Source organism: Gluconobacter vitians (assembly GCF_015244565.1).
In the GTDB taxonomy this organism is placed as follows: Bacteria; Pseudomonadota; Alphaproteobacteria; order Acetobacterales; family Acetobacteraceae; genus Gluconobacter; species Gluconobacter vitians.
Genome location: NZ_JABCQG010000011.1, coordinates 64,429 through 82,886, shown reverse-complemented (window position 1 = coordinate 82,886; position 18,458 = coordinate 64,429). Strand labels below are relative to the sequence as shown.

Below are 18,458 nucleotides of genomic sequence, written 5' to 3'. Positions count from 1 at the left end.
AGATGAAGCTATGCGGTCAGGCGACGTTCTGACGCGTGACCAGGCTGGGGTCGGGAATGGAGACAACACCGCCCTGCAGACGGCCTTCGACATAGGTCTGAAGGTCCGCACGGTCGGCATCGCTGACGAACAGGCCAAGCCGCGAGCGGCGCCACAGGATGTCCTCGGCGGTCCGGGCCCATTCATTGTCGATCAGGTAATCCACCTCACGCGCACTGAGCGTATCGCCGAAATTCCGGCCCATACCCTCGGGATCAGGTGTCGCAATGTCATAGGCCCGCAGGCCGTAATTGCGCATCAGACGCCAGGAACTGCGCTCGGACAGATGCGGTGCATACCCTCTGAAACGGCGAAGCTGTGCCTCGAAATCCTTCGGGGCGAACTCGCCTCCGGGAAGCGGCGTCCCATCCGTCCAGCCCGGCTTGCGCAGGACGGGAAGATGCTGTGCGAGCTTCTCAACGGCATGCTCGGCGAGCTTGCGGAACGTCGTGATCTTGCCGCCGAAAACGGACAGGATCGGCGCGGCAGTCGCATCCACGTCCAGGACGTAATCACGGGTCACGGCCGAAGCATTGCCCGAGTTGTCATCATAGAGCGGACGCACGCCGGCATAGGTCCAGACAACGTCATCGGGACGCACGGTCTTCGTGAAGTAGCGGTTTACGCTCTCACACAGATAGGTCACTTCGTCGGGCGAGATTTCGACATGACCCGGATCCTGCTCCCACGGAACATCCGTGGTGCCGATCAGGGTGAAATCCTGCTCGTAAGGAATGGCGAAGACGATCCGCTTGTCCGGGTTCTGGAAGATGTAAGCCTGCGAGCCTTCGAAGACGCGCGGCACCACGATGTGGCTTCCCTTGACCAGACGCACGCGGTTGCGGCTCGGCACGTTCAGGCGATCCTGAAGCAGTTCGGCAACCCATGGACCCGCCGCATTGACGACAGCCCTGGCGTAAACCGTGCTCTGCTCGCCAGTCTCGGTGTTTTCAATCGTTGCGGTCCAGCCCTGAGGCGCACGCACAGCCTTCACCAGACGGGTCCGCGTCCGGATGTCTGCCCCGACGCGCACGGCATCCATGGCGTTGAGAACGACAAGCCGGCTGTCTTGCACCCAGCCATCGGAATATTCGAAACCGCGCACATATTCCGGACGCAGCGGCTTACCGGCCGGAGCCGTCCGCAGGTTCAGCGCCTTCGTTCGCGGCAGCGTCATGTTCGGACAGAGGTGATCGTACAGGAACAGTCCTGTCCGCAGCAGCCAGGCCGGACGCAGCATTTTCGAATGTGGCAGGACAAAACGCATCGGCCAGATGATGTGCGGCGCGATCTTCAGCAGACGCTCACGCTCCATCAGGGCCTCGCGGACCAGCCGGAACTCGTAATATTCGAGATAGCGCAGGCCACCGTGGATCAGCTTGGTGCTCGCGGAAGATGTATGGTTCGCAAGGTCATCCTGCTCGACGAGAAGCACCTTTGCTCCCCTGCCCGCGGCATCCCTTGCAATTCCACAGCCATTGATGCCACCGCCCACGACCAGCAGGTCGTAAGGTGCGGAAGCACTGGCCGCGGAAGAAACCTCATGAATCGATGACATCACACTCTCCTGTCATCACGCTCCAAAACGAGCGGTCGATGTTCGTTTTGGAGCATGTTGAGCGATAAAGAAAGAGATTTATGTGATTCGTAACGAGATAGTGTTCGTTTTTGTGAAATCAGGCGTGATTTTCAGCAATGTGAAGCGTAACACCCGCAGCATCCAGATGCCGCTGAAACGCTTCGGGGACCGGCTGGTCGGTAATCAGATCATCAATATTTCGCAGATCCCCCACCCGTCCCATCGGATGGCGGCTGAACTTGGTGTGATCGGCCAGAAGCAGGACGCGGCGCGAGTTGCGGATGATCGTCCGGGCGCACTGGATTTCGCTCAGATCGAAGTCCAGCAGTGTTCCATCATCTTCGATTCCACTGATGCCGATGACGCCGAATTCCGTCCGGAAAGACGACAGGGACTCGATCGCACTGCTTCCCAGAATGGCGCCATCCTGAGGCCGTAACTGGCCGCCGGTAATGACCGTGTGAAAATCCATCCGGCCTGATACGAGCGACGCCACGTGCAGATTATTCGTCACAATCCGCAGATCCCTGTGCTTTGTAAGCGATCGCGCAAAGGCTTCCGTGGTCGTGCCGATATTGATGAACAGGGAAGAGCGGTCCGGAATCAGGGAGGCGGCATAACGTCCGATGGCGTCTTTGGCCGAGGCGTTCAGAATCTGGCGCGCGTCATAATCCAGGTTCTCGACCGTGGAGACAGGCGTTGCACCGCCGTGATGCCGACAGAGCAGACCGAGCCCCGCAAGAGACGTCACATCCCGGCGGATGGTCTGGACCGCGACGCCAAAATGCTGCGCCATTTCCTCATTGGCCATATAGCCGTTGCTGCGCACCAGACGCACGATCTGGTCCTGACGCGGGCTGATCAAAGGCGATTCCTGGCGCATGGAAGAAGGTCCGGATACAGGGCTGTAAGAAAACGAACATAAGCGCACATTTTCCCGGACGGAAAGCCATAGAAACGCACAGTCCTTTTGATCCATCACATGAAAGGAAACCTCTGCCCCTCGAACACCGTTACAAAGCGCGCCTCGAAAGCCATATTCCAGCCATGCTTGAAGGGCTTTATGACAGTCCGGTACATGCCCCCGGCCGTTTTATCCGGGTGGTGATGACTGGATTTAAAGGCGAGTTATGAAGACAAAACTATTCGCAGGGTTGATGGCTGGCGGCCTCCTCGCCGCAGCACCTCTCGCATCTGCTGATCCCCGCGGCGGTGGTCCTGGCGGACCTGGCATGAATGGCCCGGGCGGTCACGGAGACTATCGTGGTGGTGGACGTGGCGACGGCCATGATCGCGTCTGGCGTCGGGGGGACCGTTACGACGGACCCCGTGGCAGCCGCTGGGCCATCAATAACTGGCGCAACTATCGCGGTCTCTATGCTCCGCCTCGTGGGTATTACTGGATGCGCTATGGCAACCAGTTCCTGCTGACCGCCCTTGCGACGGGCCTGATCGCTGGCGTCGTGAGCGCCAATGGCATGGGTGTCGCACCGGGCGTCGTGCAGCCTGGCGTTCCCGTGGCACCTGCACCGGGTGCGGTCGCACCGGGATATGGTCCTGGCTACGGACCCGGACCTTACTGATCCGCTCCGGCCTCGACAAAAAGCAGGGTACCTTCTGGTGCCCTGTTTTTTTATGCCTCTGGCGACTGAAAGAAGCCCGTTATTTTGACATGCATGTGCAGTAAACATGCACGATGGCAAAAATGATGAACCCGGCCATCCAGAAATAGCTGGCGTGGATGTGTCCTGCGGCATCCATCGTCGTTGTCATGCAGGCGACAAGAAAAAACGCCGTCATGAGGGCTCCGGAGAGAACCATCCATGTGATGCGTCTTTTCGTCATTGTCCCGCAGTTCCGTTTTTCAGTTCGGTTTGTCTTGTGTGCGGGAACCTGAACCTGAAAAACCGATGACGCAAGCAGCTTTTCAGCCTGCGACCAGCGCGGCGACCTCATCCCACTCCGGAGCCGCATCCGCAGCGCCATGCCGTGTCGTAGCAAGTGCTCCGCAGGCGGAGGCAATCTTTGCTGCTTCCGGAAGGCTCTTGCCAAGCGCGAGCGCCACGGCAAGTCCCGCATTGAAACAGTCACCGGCGGCCACCGTATCAATCGGGACGACACGAAATGGCGCCAGATGCCCGGACGCTGTTCCGTCATGCCAGAACACCCCTTTCGCGCCCATCTTGACCAGTACGGCACCCACCCCTTTTGCGAGCAGGATATCCGCAGCCTCCCGCGCCTCCTCGACGGTCGTGGGGCGGATACCGGTCAGGCTGAAAGTCTCGCTCTCATTGGGGGTGAGAATATCAATCTCGGACCAGAGCGGTTCAGGCAGACCCTTTTCAGGAGCCGGAGCCGGATCGAGCACGACAGTCCCCCCTGCCCGGCGCATCTGGCGCGCAGCGGCGAGGACAGCATCCTGCGGGATTTCGAGTTGCAGCAGAAGAACTTTGGCCCGCTCCAGCCAACGTGCGGCCGCGTCGATATCCGTGCCGTCCACCGCCATGTTCGCACCACCAGCAACAGTGATGCAGTTTTCCGCCAGGGCATCGATCCCGATCAGGGCAATCCCCGTTGGGTTCTCCGGATCATCACGCAGCGGGGAAAGGTCCACGCCAAAGCCTGACAGGCTGGCACGGGCCTGCGCGCCGAACGCATCGCACCCGACCCGCCCGGCAAGCGCCACGTCCAGATCGAAGCTTCGCGCCAGCCGCGCCGCAGCGGCGGCCTGATTGCTGCCCTTGCCGCCCAGACCAATCGCATAGCTGTCGGCATGGACGGTTTCGCCCGGTCGGGGAAGCCGCTGGCTGCGGGCCGTCAGATCGATATTGATGCTGCCGAAGGAAAGGATCAGGGGCGTCTCGAAGGTCATGTCCACAAGGCCGGAAAGCTGGAGGAACGGGGAGTCGAAGGCCTGCTTATCGGAGGAACCGGTACCCTTCAAGAACGCCCGCGTGTCACTTCATGAGGATTATGGTTTCGACCTTCACCATCGGGTTCACCGAATGCAGCAGGGTACTCACGCCCCACTGTCTCTGATCGAACGTACCGCGGCTTACGATGCGCATGAGCGTATTGCCCTGAAACTGAAGCTCCGTCGTGAAGACGAGAGGATGGGTCTGCCCGCGCATGGTCAGCTGTCCGGCAAGCTCGGTCTGCAACTGGCCTTTGGTGATCTTCGGACGACAGTCGCCGGCATATCGCATGACCGGATGGCTGTCGCTGTCGAGCATGATCCCCGAAAGCATGATCTGCTTCATGACGGCACTGCCGACCTTCAGCGAATTGACGTTCATGGTCATGTCCACGTGACAGGTCTGCCGGTCCAGATCGTAAGTCAGTGTTCCGGAGACATCCCCGAAACTCCCGTCAATATCTGTCAGGGCGGAGCGTGCGTGCAGACGGGCCTGTGTATTGACCGGCGACAGGACAAGATCCTGCCTGGCAGCAAGAGCCTGACCACTCGTCATCAGAGCCAGAAGAAACACTGCGGGGAAAAAGCCGTTTTTCATTGCCTCGGACCATATTCTGAACCGTGTCTGCTTTTTAAAACTTCCCGCAACGGGTCCGGTTTTCTTTTTCGACATCGGGCGCAGGGCAGCGGGACTGTGGCTTTCACAAAAGGATGTGATAGGGTCCGGCTTTCCTGATGGCCGCGCGAAAGTTTCAATTCCCCTCATGCGTCCTGCCCGCCTGCGTCTGCCTCTATCCGGCCTGTGCCTTGTGACGACGGGCGGGTGTTCCCTCCGCGGAGCACCGTCCTTCCCCGTCGTCGGTGCCTATTTTCCGGACTGGATGGTCTGTGGCCTCATCGGGATTGGGACGGCCGTGGGACTGCGGGTTGTCTTTCTGCTGACGGGTCTTGATGCCCTGCTCAGCTTTCGCCTCTTTACCTATGTCGCCCTGGGCGTCATCGCCGCACTCACGGTGTGGACACTGGTATTCGGACCCTGATCGTGCAGCGCATCCATGTCTCCGGCAAGAAGCCGGTCGGTATCATCATCGCAGTGCTCTGTGTGGGGGCAGCCGTCATTTTCGGTATTCATGTTGCCCATGAAGACAGCACGCATCCCTCGTCCGACAGCGGCACCATTGATGCGGAAGTCGTGCATGTTGCCTCGACTGTCGGCGGGCGGCTGAAGGAGCTTGATGTCTCGGTCAACCAGCATGTTCACAAGGGTGATGTCCTGTACCGGCTGGACCCGGAGCCCTACGAACTGACCGTCCGTCAGGCGCAGGCCAATCTCGATCTGGCGGCGGCCGAGGTGGAAAACCAGACGCGCCTGCTGAGCATCAAGACCTCCAATGCCGCAACGGCCGATGATCAGGTCGTCCGGGCCCAGACCAACCGCGATCTTGCGGCGCGCACGGTGCAGCGGCTTCAGCCTCTGGCGGGCAAATCCTACATCCCCTGGCAACAATACGATCAGGCCCGCGTCGCCCTTCATGATGCCGAGGTCTCGCTGGCCCAGTCCCGCAACCAGTCCGTTGCCGCAACCACCGCGATCGGGGATCTGAAAAGCTCGATCGCCGCGCGCGATGCCAGTCAGGCGGCGCTGGACCATGCGCGTTATGAACTGCGGCAGACCACCGTGATTGCTCCGGTGGACGGCTATGTCACCAGCTTGCGGGTGAAGACCGGTGAAGTTCTGGCACCATCGCAGGTCCTGTTCACGCTGATTGCGGATGATGAATGGTATGCGATGGCCAATATCCGCGAGATCAATCTGGGAGCCGTGCAGATCGGGGACTGCGTGACGGTCCATTCCATGATCGACCGCCGTACGCCATTGCGGGGGCATGTCGAGAGCATCGGCTGGGGCGTGCTGTCGGTAGATTCCGCCGGGATTGCCCGCTCGCTGCCGATCGTGCCGCGGCAGATGGACTGGGTGCATGTGGCGCAGCGTTTCCCGGTCCGCATCCGTCTGGAAAGAACCAGTCCGCTTCTGCTGCGGCTTGGTGCCACCGCAACGGTCGAGATCCGGCATGGCGCTGCCTGTCCCTGAGACTACCCTTCCGCTGGAGGGGCCGCGTCCGGACATGATGCGGCCCGGTCTGGGACTGGCCCGGATCTGGCGTCTCGTCTGCAATCCCGCTCCGGGGCGTCTGGGCTATGCGGTTCGTATGGCGGCAGGCTGTACGACAACGGTTCTGGTCGGCGAAATCTGGCAGGTTCCGGATCTGGCCGTCCCCGCACTTGTGACGATGGCGCTGTGGCAGAAGGACCGCGTCACGAATGCGCTTGCCGGCGTAGGCGTCAATATCGCGGTTCTGATCCTGCTGGCCATCATCTACGGGCTGATCCGTCTGACGCTGGATCATCCGATGGGGCTGGTGATCGTCATTGCCCTGCTGTCCTTCATGTTTTTCTTTTTGGGATCGGCCAGCAAGCTCAAGCCCGTGGCCTATATGCTCGGGCTGATCACCGTGTACGGGCTGATTGCGATCGACGAGGTTCCGGTCGGCGAGGTCGTCACACGCGCCCTGCTTTATACGGACCTGTTTCTGGCCGTACCGGGCGCGGTCATGGTCGTACTGGGCCTGCTGATCTGCCCTTCCCCGCGAAAGATTCTGACCGATAGTATCGCGGACCGTCTGCGCATGGCATGCGCCCTCCTGCGCAATCCTGACGAGCACATCCGCGAACAGGCCACGGACATGCTGCGCAGCGGCACAACGGACATGATGAAATCTGCCAAGATGGCAGGTCTGGAAAAGATCTGGTCCCCCCGGGATCTGGCCTGCCTGCGACAGGCGGCCAGCAGCAGTGTCGCGGCACTCGCCCTTGCGGATGACGCCAGCAGAACCGGGATTGCGGCAGACGATGCTGCCTGTCTGACACAGACGCTGGAAGAAATGGCCACCATTTTCGCAGATGGAGACTATCCTGCGGCCATTACACGCCCGGCGGTCAGTCCCAGTTCTGCCACGGCCTGTGCGATGGCAGATCTGCTGCCAGAATTCACAACCCCGGTTCCGGATGAAGAAAAAACCAGAAAGCCGGAGAAGAAATCCGGGTTCTTTGCCGGGGACGCCTTTACCAATCCCGACCATGTGCGCTTTGCGGTCAAGGGCACGGCTGCCGTCATGCTGAGCTATCTGATCTTCAAGGTTCTGAACTGGCAGGGCATCCATACCTGCATCATCACCTGCTTCATTGTTGCCCTTCCTACGATGGGGGAAATGATCTCCAAGCTGACCCTGCGTATTTCCGGCGCACTCGTAGGGGGTGCGCTCGGAATTGCGTCCATCATTTTTGTCATGCCGCATCTGAACGACATTGCCGGTTTTCTGGTACTCGTCTTTGTCGTGTCCCTGATCGGGGCCTGGGTCAAAACCGGTGATGAACGCATTGCCTATGCGGGATTTCAGATCGGTCTGGCCTTCTATCTGACGGACCTGAAAGGTTACGGCCCCACCAGCGATATGGCGACCGCGCGGGACCGTATCGTCGGGATCATGCTCGGCAATTTCATCACCTACGCCATGTTCACAAGCTTCTGGCCCGCCAGCGCCTATGACAGGATCGGCGACAGGTTGCGCACACTGGCGGACTGTCTGAGGGGACAGGCAGACGCCTCAAGCGCTCAGGATCGTGCGGAGGCCGTCGCCCAAACCCAGTCGGCCCTTCTGCAAAGCGAACTCACACTGGAATATGCCATGTCCGAACCCGTCCATATGCGGGCCGATCTGCCCCGGCTTGAGGCCACACGGATGGCGCTCGATGATGCGGGGCGGCTGTCCGAAGACCTGCTCGTCACACCCGGTAGGCCGGATCTTTCCGAACGCACGGCACGACTGGAACAGATTGCCCGATGACCTGTCCTGCACCGCCCCATTTACGCTTTGTCTCACACCGCAGGGCTGCGCGCATCCTGACAAGGAGCGCACTGTATTCAGTGCCGATGCTGCTTTCCGCCTGTGCCACGCAGGCCCTCGATAGCGCGCCGACGGCCCCGGACCGGCCCTGGCAGCCCAATATCGCCGCGAATGGCGAAATCCTGCCTGGAAAGCACAATCCGCATGCGCTCAATCTGCCGGCAGGCTACACGCTGCCATCCAACACACAGATCCGCGTGCGGCCCCCTGCCCCGGAACTGTCAGTTCAGGGCGGCCATGCCTATTCGCTGGCAGAACTGATCGATATCGCACAATCCGCCAATCCCGAAACACGCCGGGCCTGGAACATGGCGCGGGATGCGGCTCTGGCGGTTGGCATTGCGCGCAGTACCTACCTGCCGCGCCTGACAGCAACCGTGGTCGGAGGCTACAACCATAGCCGCAATGACGGCGCGAACCCCACGATCAGCAATGCGGGGGCGGCAGAAGGTATCGTCAATTCCGGCCTGAGCGGGCTGGAAAATGCGCTGGGCGGCGTGCGCAACAACAATTCGGGCGCAGGCGAAGTCCAGACGCTTGGCATGGAATGGCTGCTGTTCGATTTCGGCAAGCGTGAAGCCGTGATCGAGGCCACAAAACAGGCCCAGATTGCCACCAATGTGCTCTTCACCGCGGCCCATCAGAAAATCATCTACGGCGTCACGACGGCCTATTACACCCATGCCGCAGCAGCCAGCCGGGTACAACTGTTGCGACAGGCACGGGATAATGCCCGGTTTGTGCAGACGGCAGCCGAAGCGCGGCTGCATCAGGGTCAGGGCACGATTGTCGATGTCACGCAGGCGCGACAGGCAACGGCCCAGACGGAACTACGCCTCGTGCAGGCCGAGGGCGATGAAGAGAACACCCGGCTGGAACTTCTGAATGCCATCGGGATTTCTCCGTCCACGAAGCTGGAGACGCTGGATATTTCCGGACGTCCGCTCGCTCTGGATGACATGCGTCTGACGGATGCCTTCGTTCAGCAGGCGGTCTCGCGCAGGCCGGATGTTCTGGCGGCCTATGCAAGCGCCAAGGCGGCAAGGAGCAGGGTTCAGGCGGCCAGAAGCGAGTTCCTGCCCAAAATCTTCATGACAGGCAACGTTGCCTACACGACCGGACGTCTGGCGTTGTCATCCGTGCCGGGCGTAGGAAGCGAAGCCCCCCCGACGCTGAACCTGTCCAGCAATGCCTTCAGCAGCCTGATCCTCGGTGGCATCACCGTGCCGATCTTTGATGGCGGAACCCGTGCGGCTCTTCTGAAACAGGCGCAGGACCAGTCAGACAGTGCAGACGCAACCCTGCAGCAGACAGTGGACAGTTCGGTCAAACAGATCGTGGCCGCGGAAAACGCCTTGCGAACAAGCCTGAGCGCCTATGCGGCATCAGGAAAACTGGAAACCGCCGCGCGTACGAGTTTCGAGGCATCTTCAGCCGCCTATCGCAGCGGCGTAGGCTCCCTGACCCAGACCAGCATTGCCCAGAACGGCTATCTGGATGCGACGCTCAGTCATTCGGATGCCTATTACGCCGCACTGATCGCCGCAGCAGGGCTGGCCTTCGGAACAGGCTCGATCAGCCGGGACTGACGCTTCAACGCACAAAACCTGCCGGGGATCGCCCCTCGGCAGGTTTTGCAACAGCAGTCGCGCAGAAAGGACAGTCTCCTATCTGCGCGCTGGCCGGTTCAGGACTTGTGGGAAGCCTGTCCACCTTTGCGGCCGGCTTCGGACGCTTTCTGCGGGTCCTTGGCAAAGCCACGGGTAGAATGCTCTCCCCCTGAAGAGGACGACTTGGAGGTCTCCTTGGTGGAGTGACCGCCATGACTGTGCTCGCCGCCCTTGCGACCAGCTTCCGAGGCCCTTTCGCGATCCTGCGAAAAGTTGCCGGAGTTGCCGCTGCCGGAGCCGTTGGCGGCGAAAACGGTACGGAAATTCTCTTCATATTTAAGAAACATGATGGTTTTCCTTCTACAGGTGCCGGCGCATCCTCTTCGCGGGAAAGAAGCTCTGAACCGGACGAGCGGAAAACAGAACCCAATGCTTACAGTTGCTGAAATACAGAACAAGAATATTTTACTTTAAGTAAAGTGTTTTATTTATGGAACGACATATTTGAAATACTTGAATAATCGGAACAATAAATCTTTAATGAAAGAACTGTTCTTCTCTCAAACTTGCAGACATCTTTTCGCTTGCCCTGCAGGAACATCGGGACAAGAGTTCTGGTCCTGTCCCAGTTGCCGGAGCCACCCATGCCCCCGTCCCGCCTGCGCCTTGCTGTCGATATGGATGAAGTCCTTGCGGATGCATTCTCCGCCCAGCGTGTCTGGTTTCGCAAAACCTACGGCTATGAATGGACGGATGCTGAACTGCAGGGACAGCGTTTCCGGGATCTCGTCTCGCCCGAAGATTATGCCGCCATGGAAGCCATGCTGCATCAGGGGGACTTTTTTGCGAACCTTGATGTCATGCCCGGCGCGCAGGAAGCGATTTCCGCCCTGTGCGAAACCTGTGAAGTCTTCATCACGACGGCAGCCATGGAATATCCGGCCTCTTGCGCCCCGAAGTTTGCGTGGCTGCGGGAGCATTTTCCCTGCATCTCACCCCTGGACATCGTTTTCTGCGGCGACAAGAGCATTCTGGCCGCCGATGTGATGATCGACGACAATCTGCGGCATTTCAGGCGTTTTCGCGGTCAGGGCGTGCTCTTTACTGCCCCACACAACATGTCGGAAACCTGGACCCCGCGTGCCAATAACTGGCAGGACGTGCTGACGATTGTCGATCAGATCGATACCAGTCGCTGATTTGAACCTGATGGGCACAGCTGTGTCTTTCAGAAAACAGCGATGGCTCAATCACAGCGCCAGCGGCACTGAAGCAGACGAATCATTTTGACACCGGGTGTCATAATGTAGAGAGGAGAGACCAGCTTCACGACACGTACCGATCAGGATCACCTATGAAATACGCACGCCTGCTGCTTTGTCTTCTCTCCGGATCTGTCCTCAGCAGTATGCCAGCGTTTGCGGCAGAAACACAACCCGTTTCCGATACGAAGGCCGCGGCCAGCAAGCCCGCCACGAAGGCAAAACCGGCAGTGCCGAAAGCCGAGACCATCACGGTTCACAGCCGCAACGGCTCCGGCACGGCCGCGGATTACCGGACCAAGGACGTGGCTCTGGGCCCGCTCGGGACGCGTTCCGTGCTCGATACGCCGATGTCCATCATGGTCGTCCCGCATGATGTTCTGGTGAACCAGCAGGCGCGTAATATCAACGATCTCGTGGCTTATGTACCCTCTGCACAGCTCGAAATGCGTGGCGACCCGAATACCAGCCGCCCGCAGTCCCGTGGCTTTGAAGGCGATGTGATTTCCAACACTCGCATGGACGGGCTGAACATGGTCATCACCACGCCGTATGCGGCCGAGCAGTTCGACAGCATGCAAGTCCTGAACGGTCTGGCAGGCGCGCTTTATGGACCGCAGAACCCGGCTGGTACGTTCGACTTCACGCTCAAGCGCCCGACGGACCGCATGACCGAGCGGCTGGTCGTGGGCACGGACTCCATCGGCTCACCGCTGGAAAGCGCGGATGTCTCCGGACGTGTAGGTAAAAACGGATGGTTCGGCTATCGCCTGAACCTGCTGAACCAGAACGGCGAAGGCTATGTCGAGGGCTCGCATCTGCGGCGTGATCTCGTCAGCGGCGATTTCGACATCCATCTCTCGCCCAAGACCGTTATCCAGCTCGACGCCAGCCAGTACACCTATGCCGAGCGCGGATTTCCGGGCGGTTTCGCTTACAGCACCGCGATCCAGCTGCCCCAGGCGCCGGATCTGAGCCAGAAGGGTTATGGCCAGCCACAGGCGGGCTATAACATGGAAACCGATACGGCCATGGCCAAGATCATCCATAACTTCAACGACAACTGGAGCCTCAAGCTCGGTGGTCTGTGGCAGAACGCGGCCCGTAACGTCTTCAGCACGTCCAACCAGCTTCTCAATTCTGCCGGTCTGTACAAGCAGACGATCTCCGCGGCCCTCACGGCCAATGACTTCGTGGCCGGCAGCAACATGGCCTACCTGAACGGCAAGTTCCGCACCGGCCCCCTGCGCCACCAGATCGAGCTCGGCACAAACGGCTATGTGATGGGGAACTACAACCCCACCTCCTCCACCGGCACCCTGACGCTGGGTGAGGCCACGATCGGCCATCCCAAGAGCTTCGCCAGCGCGCAGCCCTACTATTCCGGCCGGTACAAATCCGCCGACACGATGAACCAGTCGCTTCTCGCCGGCGATACCATTTCGCTCGGAAAACACTGGTCGATCATGGGCTCCCTCGCCTGGAGCTGGCTGAGCACGAACAACTACGCCAAGACGGGAACCAAGACCTCGAGCTACAGCCGTTCGGCCGCGTTCAGCCCGATGACGAGCCTGCTGTACAAGCCGACCGACAACCAGACCGTCTATTTCACCTGGGGCAAGTCGCTGCAGGCCGGTACCATCGCACCTGCCGGGGCGGTTAATATGAACGAAGTCACGGCGCCGCTACGTTCGGAAGAATACGAGGTTGGCTACAAGATCCTGATCGCCAAGCGGATGCAGGTGAACATCGCCGGCTTCCGCATGTCCCGCCCCTATGGCTTCACGGACCCCGTCACCAATGTCTACGCCAATTACGGTCTGCAGCGGAACTATGGTGTCGAGTTCCAGGCTTCCGGCAACATCACTGACGACCTGACCTTCCTCGGCGGCATGACCTGGCTGGATGCGCAGATGCTGGGTACGGGATCATCGCTGACGGCCAACAAGCAGGTCGTGGGCGTTCCGCCGCTGATGGCGAATGCGCTGCTGGATTATCGCCTGCCGTTCCTCAAGGGTGCTGCCGTTAACGCGAATGTCCATTACATGGGCCGTCGCGCCGCCAACGTGTACAACACGACCTTTGCGCCGTCCTATGTCACGCTGGATCTGGGCGCGCGTTATGCAACCCATGCTTACGGGCAGCCGCTGGTGTTCCGCTTTGGTGTGAACAACGTGACGAACCAGAGCTACTGGGCGTCCGTCTATCCGTCGAGCATCAACGGTGTGAGTTCGGCCACGAACTCGGCCGTGGCGGGTCTGCCGCGCACCTACCATTTCAGCATCGAGCTGGACCTCTGAGGTCCAGTCCGAGCTCCTAGCCGGAACTCAGGGGGAAGTCGTCCTGCCATAGCAGGGGCTGGAATGTGAAGGTCCGGCGCAGGATGGCTTCCAGATCCGCCTTGCCCTCCGTTTTGATCCATTCGTCCAGAGCGGTCCGGAATGTCGCAATCGCTGTCCGGGCCAGCAGCCGGGCCACGAGAGACGGCATTTCGGTTGCGGGCAGCCGGGTGATCAGGAGGGAGGCCAGCGTCTCTTCCCATTCGGAATAGCGACGCAACGCCATGTCGCGCAGCGCGGGCGTCTGCTCCACGAGCCTGACAACCGCATAGGCGTCCATCCGGTCGGACGAATAACAGGCTACAACCGGCAGAAGCCCGGCAAGAACGGCATCCTGCAACGGAACATCCAGCGGTACGGCCCGAATGGCATCGGTCAGGATCGTGGTGACACCGCCAGTCCAGGCAAGAATGATATCCGCCTTGCCTGGAAAGTAACGGAACAGTGTCCGGCGCGAAATCTGCGCGGCCTCGGCGATTTCGTCGACGGATGTTTCCTCATATCCATATGTCGAGAACAGACGCATGGCCTCACGCACCAGCGCGGCATGGGTGCGGTCCTTCTTGCGTTGCCGGAGCGGCCCGTCCTGTTCTGCGTCTGTCGTCATGCCGTCCAGTTATCCCGAAGTCCCGCAGGAGCATAGACCCGAACTGCAAAACCCTTCCAGCGATGAAGGATTATACGTCTTCAGGCACAAGTCTGTAGCGGGCACGGACCAGCACATCGTTTTCAAGCTGTTGCCGGACTGCCACGCGGTCTTTCGATGCGACGGATACCGCGACTTCCCTGAAAAGCGGACGCTTTCCCAGCACGCGATCCTGAAAAACCTCTGCGAGCATCATGGCCACAGGATCCCGTGTGCAGCACAGACAGCCCGCCGCATGACGGTTCATGAAGGGCGACGGGGCCGGAATATCCGCTACATCTCCCCACCCTCCTTCCCGATCCGGAACGCCAATCAGCAGGGCCTGGCGTCTGCGTTCTTCCGGCCAGAGCGCGTGGTCAGACAGAATGGTCAGGGGGATCAGGGAATTGCGGGATGAGGTCATGCCATTCCCTGTAGCAGGACCGACCGCAGCAAACAGCATTTTATGGTGTTGCCTCTTTGCCGGAGCAGAACCGTTTTGCTACACCCTCCTGTCCCTGACCGTGTATAGAGGCGCAAGCCCGATCGCGGCTTCCATATCCATTCCCAGTCATCCTTAACTACAGAGCAGCCTGCCCATGTCCTCACGTCCCCATCTGCTTGACGCCCTCGCCGATCAGGTCCTGCTGTGTGACGGCGGCATGGGATCGCGCGTGCAGATGCTGGATCTGGAAGTCGAGCGCGATTACTGGGGACAGGAGAACTGCACCGAAATCCTGAACCTTTCGCGCCCGGAACTCGTCCGTGAAATCCATCGCGGCTATTTCGAAGCCGGTGCGGACATGGTGGAAACGAACACCTTCGGCGGCTCCATCGTCACCTTGGCGGAGTTCGGGCTTCAGGACCGCACGCGCGAAATCAACCGCACAGCCGCGACACTGGCCCGCGAAGCCGCCGAGACGTTTTCGGACGGACGGCACCGCTATGTCATGGGCTCCATCGGTCCGGGCACGAAGCTGCCGACGCTGGGCAACATTGCCTATGACGATCTGGAAGCCGGTCTGGTCGAACAGTGCCGCGGGCTGATTGATGGTGGCGTTGACGGGTTCCTGATCGAGACGTGTCAGGACACGCTCCAGATCAAGGCCGCCGTGAATGCTGCCAAGATTGCGCGGATCGAACTCGGTTCGGATGCACCGATTTTCGTGCAGGTCACGGTCGAGACCACGGGCACGCTGCTTGTCGGGCCCGATATCGCCGCCGCCGCCACGACCGTTCAGGCGCTGGATGTCCCCTCCCTTGGTCTGAACTGCGCTACCGGCCCGCAGGAAATGGGCGAGCATGTCCGCTGGCTGTCGGAAAACTGGCCGGGTCTCCTTTCCATGCAGCCCAATGCCGGTCTGCCGGAGCTTGTGGACGGCAAGACCGTCTATCCGCTCAGCCCCGAGGAAATGGCCGTCTGGATGGAACGCTTCGTCAAGGAAGACGGGCTGAACCTGATCGGCGGCTGCTGTGGCACGTCCACGCCGCATATTCAGGCGCTGGACGGCATGCTGCGTCGCCTTGGTGGCACGAAGCTGCGCCCTGCCCCGGTCAAGCGCAGCACGGTCTGGATGCCGTCGGTCTCCAGCCTCTACACCCAGACGCCGCTGCGTCAGGAAAACAGCTATTTCTCCATTGGCGAGCGCTGCAACGCCAACGGTTCCAAGAAATGGCGCGAGCTTCAGGAAGCGAACGACTGGGACGGCTGCGTCGCCATCGGTCGTGAACAGGCGGCCGAGGGCTCCAACGCGCTCGATATCTGCACGGCCTTCGTCGGGCGTGATGAAGTTCGCGAAATGAACGAGGTCGTCACCCGCTTTACGTCGTCCGTGAATGCGCCGCTGGTGATCGATTCCACCGAAACGCCGGTCATTGAAGCCGCGCTGAAGCTGCATGGCGGCAAGCCCATCATCAACTCGATCAACTTCGAGGACGGTGAGCAGCAGGCCCATGACCGCATGAAGCTGGCCCGCAAGTTCGGCGCTGCCATGATTGCGCTCACGATCGACGAAGTCGGCATGGCGAAGGAGCCGCAGGACAAGCTGCGCATTGCCGAACGTCTGGTCGATTTCGCGTGCAACCAGTACGGGCTGCCGCAATCCGACCTGATGATCGATCCGCTGACCTTCACCATCGCCACGGGCGTGGAAGACGACCGGAAACTTGGTCAGTGGACGCTTGAGGGTATCAAGCTGATCCGCGACAAATTCCCGGACATCCAGATCATCCTCGGCCTCTCGAACATCTCCTTCGGCCTGAACCCGGCCGCACGTGCGGTGCTGAACTCGGTGTTCCTGGATCATGCAGTCAAGGCCGGCATGACGGGTGCGATCGTGCATGTCTCCAAGATCCGTCCGCTGCATCTGATTGCCCCGGAAGAGGTCAAGGTCGCGGAAGACCTGATCTTCGACCGCCGCACCGAGGACTACGATCCTCTCCAGAAGCTGCTGGAACTGTTTGCGGGCCGTAAAGCCGCCGATGCCGTCAAGAAGCGCCGCGCGGAGACCCCGGCGGAGCGTCTGAAAGACCGGATCGTGGACGGTGACCGCAAGGGCATCGAGCAGGATCTGGAAGACGCGATGGCGGAAATGCCGCCGCTCGACATCATCAACAACGTCCTGCTTGATGGCATGAAAGTCGTGGGCGAACTGTTCGGTTCGGGCAAGATGCAGCTTCCGTTCGTGCTGCAATCCGCCGAGACGATGAAGACCGCCGTCGCCTGGCTTGAGCCGCACATGGAGCGCGTGGAAGGCCAGCATCGCGGCACGATGGTGCTCGCCACCGTCAAGGGTGACGTGCACGATATCGGCAAGAACCTCGTAGACATCATCCTGACCAATAACGGCTATCAGGTCATCAATCTGGGCATCAAGGTGCCGCTCGCGGACATGATCGCGGCCGTGAAGGAGCACAAGGCGGATGCGCTCGGCATGTCCGGACTTCTGGTGAAGTCCACGGTCATCATGCGCGAAAACCTTGAGGAAATGCACCGTCAGGGCTTTGACGTTCCGGTCATTCTCGGCGGCGCAGCCCTGACGCGAAATTACGTCGAGGAAGAATGTGCGCGCTCCTACGGCGACGGTGAACCGGGGCGCGTGGCCTATGCGCGTGATGCGTTCGACGGTCTGGGCCTGATGGACAAGATTGCCAACAAGGAACTCGATTCCTATCTTGGTGCAATCCAGACGCGCCGCGCCAGCCAGGCGAGCCGCAAGACGGCGCGCGCACCGGAAATCGCGGAAACACGCGGCTTCGGCGTGGTGGATCGTGAAGCCGCCAAGGCCCGGCGTGAGCGGATTTCAGGCTCCGAGCCGGTCATTACACCGCCGTTCTGGGGTGGGCGTGTGCTCGAAGCGACGCCAAATGCGGTTCTGCCGTTCCTCAATGAGCGCTCGCTGTACCAGTTCCAGTGGGGCTTCCGGAAACAGGGCCGCTCGCTCGACGAATTCATGGAATACGCCAAGACCGAACTCCGCCCCGTGCTGAAGCGCATGCTGGCGCTGAGTGCGGAGCAGGACATCATCCGGCCGCAGGCAATCTATGGATATTGGAAGGCCGCAGGCGACGGGAACGATCTCGTGCTGTTCGAAGAGGACGGCAAAACGGAAGCCGCGCGCTTCACCATGCCGCGCCAGCCCAAGGATGACGGCGAGTGCATCGCCGATTTCGTCCGCGACATCAGCGATGACGTGCGCGATGTGGTCGGACTGCAGGTCGTGACCGTCGGACAGAAGGCGTCTGATCTGGCGCGGGTATGGTTCGAGGAAAACCGCTACCAGGACTATCTGTACCTGCACGGTCTGTCGGTCGAAATGGCGGAAGCCATGGCGGAATATACCCACAAGCGCATCCGCGCCGAGCTGGGTTTTGCCGGCGAAGACGATCGTGACATGGAGAAGCTGCTGTCGCAGTCCTATCGCGGCTCGCGCTATTCCTTCGGCTACCCCGCCTGCCCCCGGCTTGAGGATCAGGAACCGATCCTGAAAATGCTGGATGCCGAACGCATCGGCGTGTCGCTTTCGGACGGCTATCAGCTTCATCCCGAGCAGTCGACCTCGGCCCTCGTGATGCTGAATCCGCGGGCGAAATACTTCACCGTCTGAGGACGGCGGTTTCAGAAAA

General features: G+C 60.4%; 16 protein-coding genes. 8 read left to right on the top strand and 8 right to left on the bottom strand.

The genetic code is table 11. From position 1 onward, the window contains the following. Nucleotides 1-16 precede the first annotated feature (16 nt). Nucleotides 17-1,597: a glycerol-3-phosphate dehydrogenase gene (gene glpD, locus HKD24_RS09795; protein WP_194260133.1), complete on the bottom strand. Its 1,581-nt coding sequence runs from the start codon at nucleotides 1,595-1,597 to the stop codon at nucleotides 17-19. 118 nt (nucleotides 1,598-1,715) lie between these two features. After that, complete coding sequence (locus HKD24_RS09790; protein ID WP_194260132.1) at nucleotides 1,716-2,501, bottom strand: DeoR/GlpR family DNA-binding transcription regulator; 786 nt, start codon at nucleotides 2,499-2,501, stop codon at nucleotides 1,716-1,718. Nucleotides 2,502-2,748: 247 nt separating this feature from the next. On the opposite strand from HKD24_RS09790, the gene HKD24_RS09785 reads away from it, so the two are divergent. Next, nucleotides 2,749-3,201: an RcnB family protein gene (locus tag HKD24_RS09785; RefSeq protein WP_194260131.1), complete on the top strand. Its 453-nt coding sequence runs from the start codon at nucleotides 2,749-2,751 to the stop codon at nucleotides 3,199-3,201. A gap of 79 nt (nucleotides 3,202-3,280) precedes the next feature. On the opposite strand, the gene HKD24_RS09780 is transcribed toward HKD24_RS09785, so the two are convergent. The 3 genes from HKD24_RS09780 to HKD24_RS09770 form a co-directional block, all read right to left on the bottom strand. Then, nucleotides 3,281-3,463, bottom strand: coding sequence for a hypothetical protein (locus HKD24_RS09780; RefSeq protein WP_062509130.1), 183 nt, complete (start codon nucleotides 3,461-3,463; stop codon nucleotides 3,281-3,283). A gap of 82 nt (nucleotides 3,464-3,545) precedes the next feature. Continuing rightward, nucleotides 3,546-4,490 (bottom strand): ribokinase, encoded by a 945-nt coding sequence (locus tag HKD24_RS09775; protein ID WP_194260157.1) that lies wholly within the window; start codon nucleotides 4,488-4,490, stop codon nucleotides 3,546-3,548. Between the two features lie 85 nt (nucleotides 4,491-4,575). Then, complete coding sequence (locus tag HKD24_RS09770; protein ID WP_194260130.1) at nucleotides 4,576-5,130, bottom strand: YceI family protein; 555 nt, start codon at nucleotides 5,128-5,130, stop codon at nucleotides 4,576-4,578. 166 nt (nucleotides 5,131-5,296) lie between these two features. On the opposite strand from HKD24_RS09770, the gene HKD24_RS09765 reads away from it, so the two are divergent. From HKD24_RS09765 to HKD24_RS09750, 4 genes are all read left to right on the top strand, one after another. Next, nucleotides 5,297-5,572, top strand: coding sequence for a YtcA family lipoprotein (locus tag HKD24_RS09765; protein ID WP_194260129.1), 276 nt, complete (start codon nucleotides 5,297-5,299; stop codon nucleotides 5,570-5,572). A 2-nt stretch (nucleotides 5,573-5,574) separates the two neighbouring features. After that, complete coding sequence (gene mdtN / locus HKD24_RS09760) at nucleotides 5,575-6,624, top strand: multidrug transporter subunit MdtN (RefSeq protein WP_194260128.1); 1,050 nt, start codon at nucleotides 5,575-5,577, stop codon at nucleotides 6,622-6,624. After that, entirely contained in the window at nucleotides 6,605-8,437 is a 1,833-nt protein-coding gene (locus HKD24_RS09755) for an FUSC family protein (protein WP_194260127.1), read from the top strand. Before mdtN ends, HKD24_RS09755 begins: the two co-directional genes overlap by 20 nt. 86 nt (nucleotides 8,438-8,523) lie before the next feature. Beyond that, nucleotides 8,524-10,086: a TolC family protein gene (locus HKD24_RS09750; RefSeq protein ID WP_194260156.1), complete on the top strand. Its 1,563-nt coding sequence runs from the start codon at nucleotides 8,524-8,526 to the stop codon at nucleotides 10,084-10,086. Nucleotides 10,087-10,184: 98 nt separating this feature from the next. On the opposite strand, the gene HKD24_RS09745 is transcribed toward HKD24_RS09750, so the two are convergent. Next, nucleotides 10,185-10,454: a con-10 family general stress protein gene (locus HKD24_RS09745; RefSeq protein WP_062509140.1), complete on the bottom strand. Its 270-nt coding sequence runs from the start codon at nucleotides 10,452-10,454 to the stop codon at nucleotides 10,185-10,187. Between the two features lie 297 nt (nucleotides 10,455-10,751). Between HKD24_RS09745 and HKD24_RS09740 the strand changes: the two genes are divergently transcribed. After that, nucleotides 10,752-11,306 carry a 5' nucleotidase, NT5C type gene (locus HKD24_RS09740; protein ID WP_194260126.1) on the top strand — a complete coding sequence of 185 codons (555 nt, stop codon included), beginning with the start codon at nucleotides 10,752-10,754 and terminating at the stop codon, nucleotides 11,304-11,306. A gap of 155 nt (nucleotides 11,307-11,461) precedes the next feature. Further along, entirely contained in the window at nucleotides 11,462-13,669 is a 2,208-nt protein-coding gene (locus HKD24_RS09735; protein WP_194260125.1) for a TonB-dependent receptor, read from the top strand. Between the two features lie 16 nt (nucleotides 13,670-13,685). On the opposite strand, the gene HKD24_RS09730 is transcribed toward HKD24_RS09735, so the two are convergent. Then, a complete protein-coding gene (locus tag HKD24_RS09730; RefSeq protein WP_194260124.1) occupies nucleotides 13,686-14,315 on the bottom strand; it encodes a TetR family transcriptional regulator in 630 nt (209 codons plus the stop codon). A gap of 70 nt (nucleotides 14,316-14,385) precedes the next feature. Further along, on the bottom strand, nucleotides 14,386-14,757 hold the full coding sequence (locus HKD24_RS09725; RefSeq protein ID WP_194260123.1) for a hypothetical protein: 372 nt from the start codon (nucleotides 14,755-14,757) through the stop codon (nucleotides 14,386-14,388). Nucleotides 14,758-14,932: 175 nt separating this feature from the next. Between HKD24_RS09725 and metH the strand changes: the two genes are divergently transcribed. Further along, entirely contained in the window at nucleotides 14,933-18,439 is a 3,507-nt protein-coding gene (gene metH, locus HKD24_RS09720) for a methionine synthase (RefSeq protein ID WP_194260122.1), read from the top strand. Nucleotides 18,440-18,458: the final 19 nt, after the last annotated feature.

Coding starts and splice junctions, on each gene's coding strand:
- HKD24_RS09735 (WP_194260125.1), top strand. CDS start 11,462: ATGAAATACGCACGCCTGCTGCTTTGTCTTCTCTCCGGATCTGTCCTC.
- HKD24_RS09755 (WP_194260127.1), top strand. CDS start 6,605: ATGGCGCTGCCTGTCCCTGAGACTACCCTTCCGCTGGAGGGGCCGCGT.
- HKD24_RS09780 (WP_062509130.1), bottom strand. CDS start 3,463: ATGACGAAAAGACGCATCACATGGATGGTTCTCTCCGGAGCCCTCATG.
- HKD24_RS09750 (WP_194260156.1), top strand. CDS start 8,524: ATGCTGCTTTCCGCCTGTGCCACGCAGGCCCTCGATAGCGCGCCGACG.
- HKD24_RS09730 (WP_194260124.1), bottom strand. CDS start 14,315: ATGACGACAGACGCAGAACAGGACGGGCCGCTCCGGCAACGCAAGAAG.
- HKD24_RS09775 (WP_194260157.1), bottom strand. CDS start 4,490: ATGACCTTCGAGACGCCCCTGATCCTTTCCTTCGGCAGCATCAATATC.
- HKD24_RS09745 (WP_062509140.1), bottom strand. CDS start 10,454: ATGTTTCTTAAATATGAAGAGAATTTCCGTACCGTTTTCGCCGCCAAC.
- HKD24_RS09770 (WP_194260130.1), bottom strand. CDS start 5,130: ATGAAAAACGGCTTTTTCCCCGCAGTGTTTCTTCTGGCTCTGATGACG.
- HKD24_RS09790 (WP_194260132.1), bottom strand. CDS start 2,501: ATGCGCCAGGAATCGCCTTTGATCAGCCCGCGTCAGGACCAGATCGTG.
- HKD24_RS09740 (WP_194260126.1), top strand. CDS start 10,752: ATGCCCCCGTCCCGCCTGCGCCTTGCTGTCGATATGGATGAAGTCCTT.
- metH (WP_194260122.1), top strand. CDS start 14,933: ATGTCCTCACGTCCCCATCTGCTTGACGCCCTCGCCGATCAGGTCCTG.
- HKD24_RS09725 (WP_194260123.1), bottom strand. CDS start 14,757: ATGACCTCATCCCGCAATTCCCTGATCCCCCTGACCATTCTGTCTGAC.
- glpD (WP_194260133.1), bottom strand. CDS start 1,597: ATGTCATCGATTCATGAGGTTTCTTCCGCGGCCAGTGCTTCCGCACCT.
- HKD24_RS09785 (WP_194260131.1), top strand. CDS start 2,749: ATGAAGACAAAACTATTCGCAGGGTTGATGGCTGGCGGCCTCCTCGCC.
- HKD24_RS09765 (WP_194260129.1), top strand. CDS start 5,297: ATGCGTCCTGCCCGCCTGCGTCTGCCTCTATCCGGCCTGTGCCTTGTG.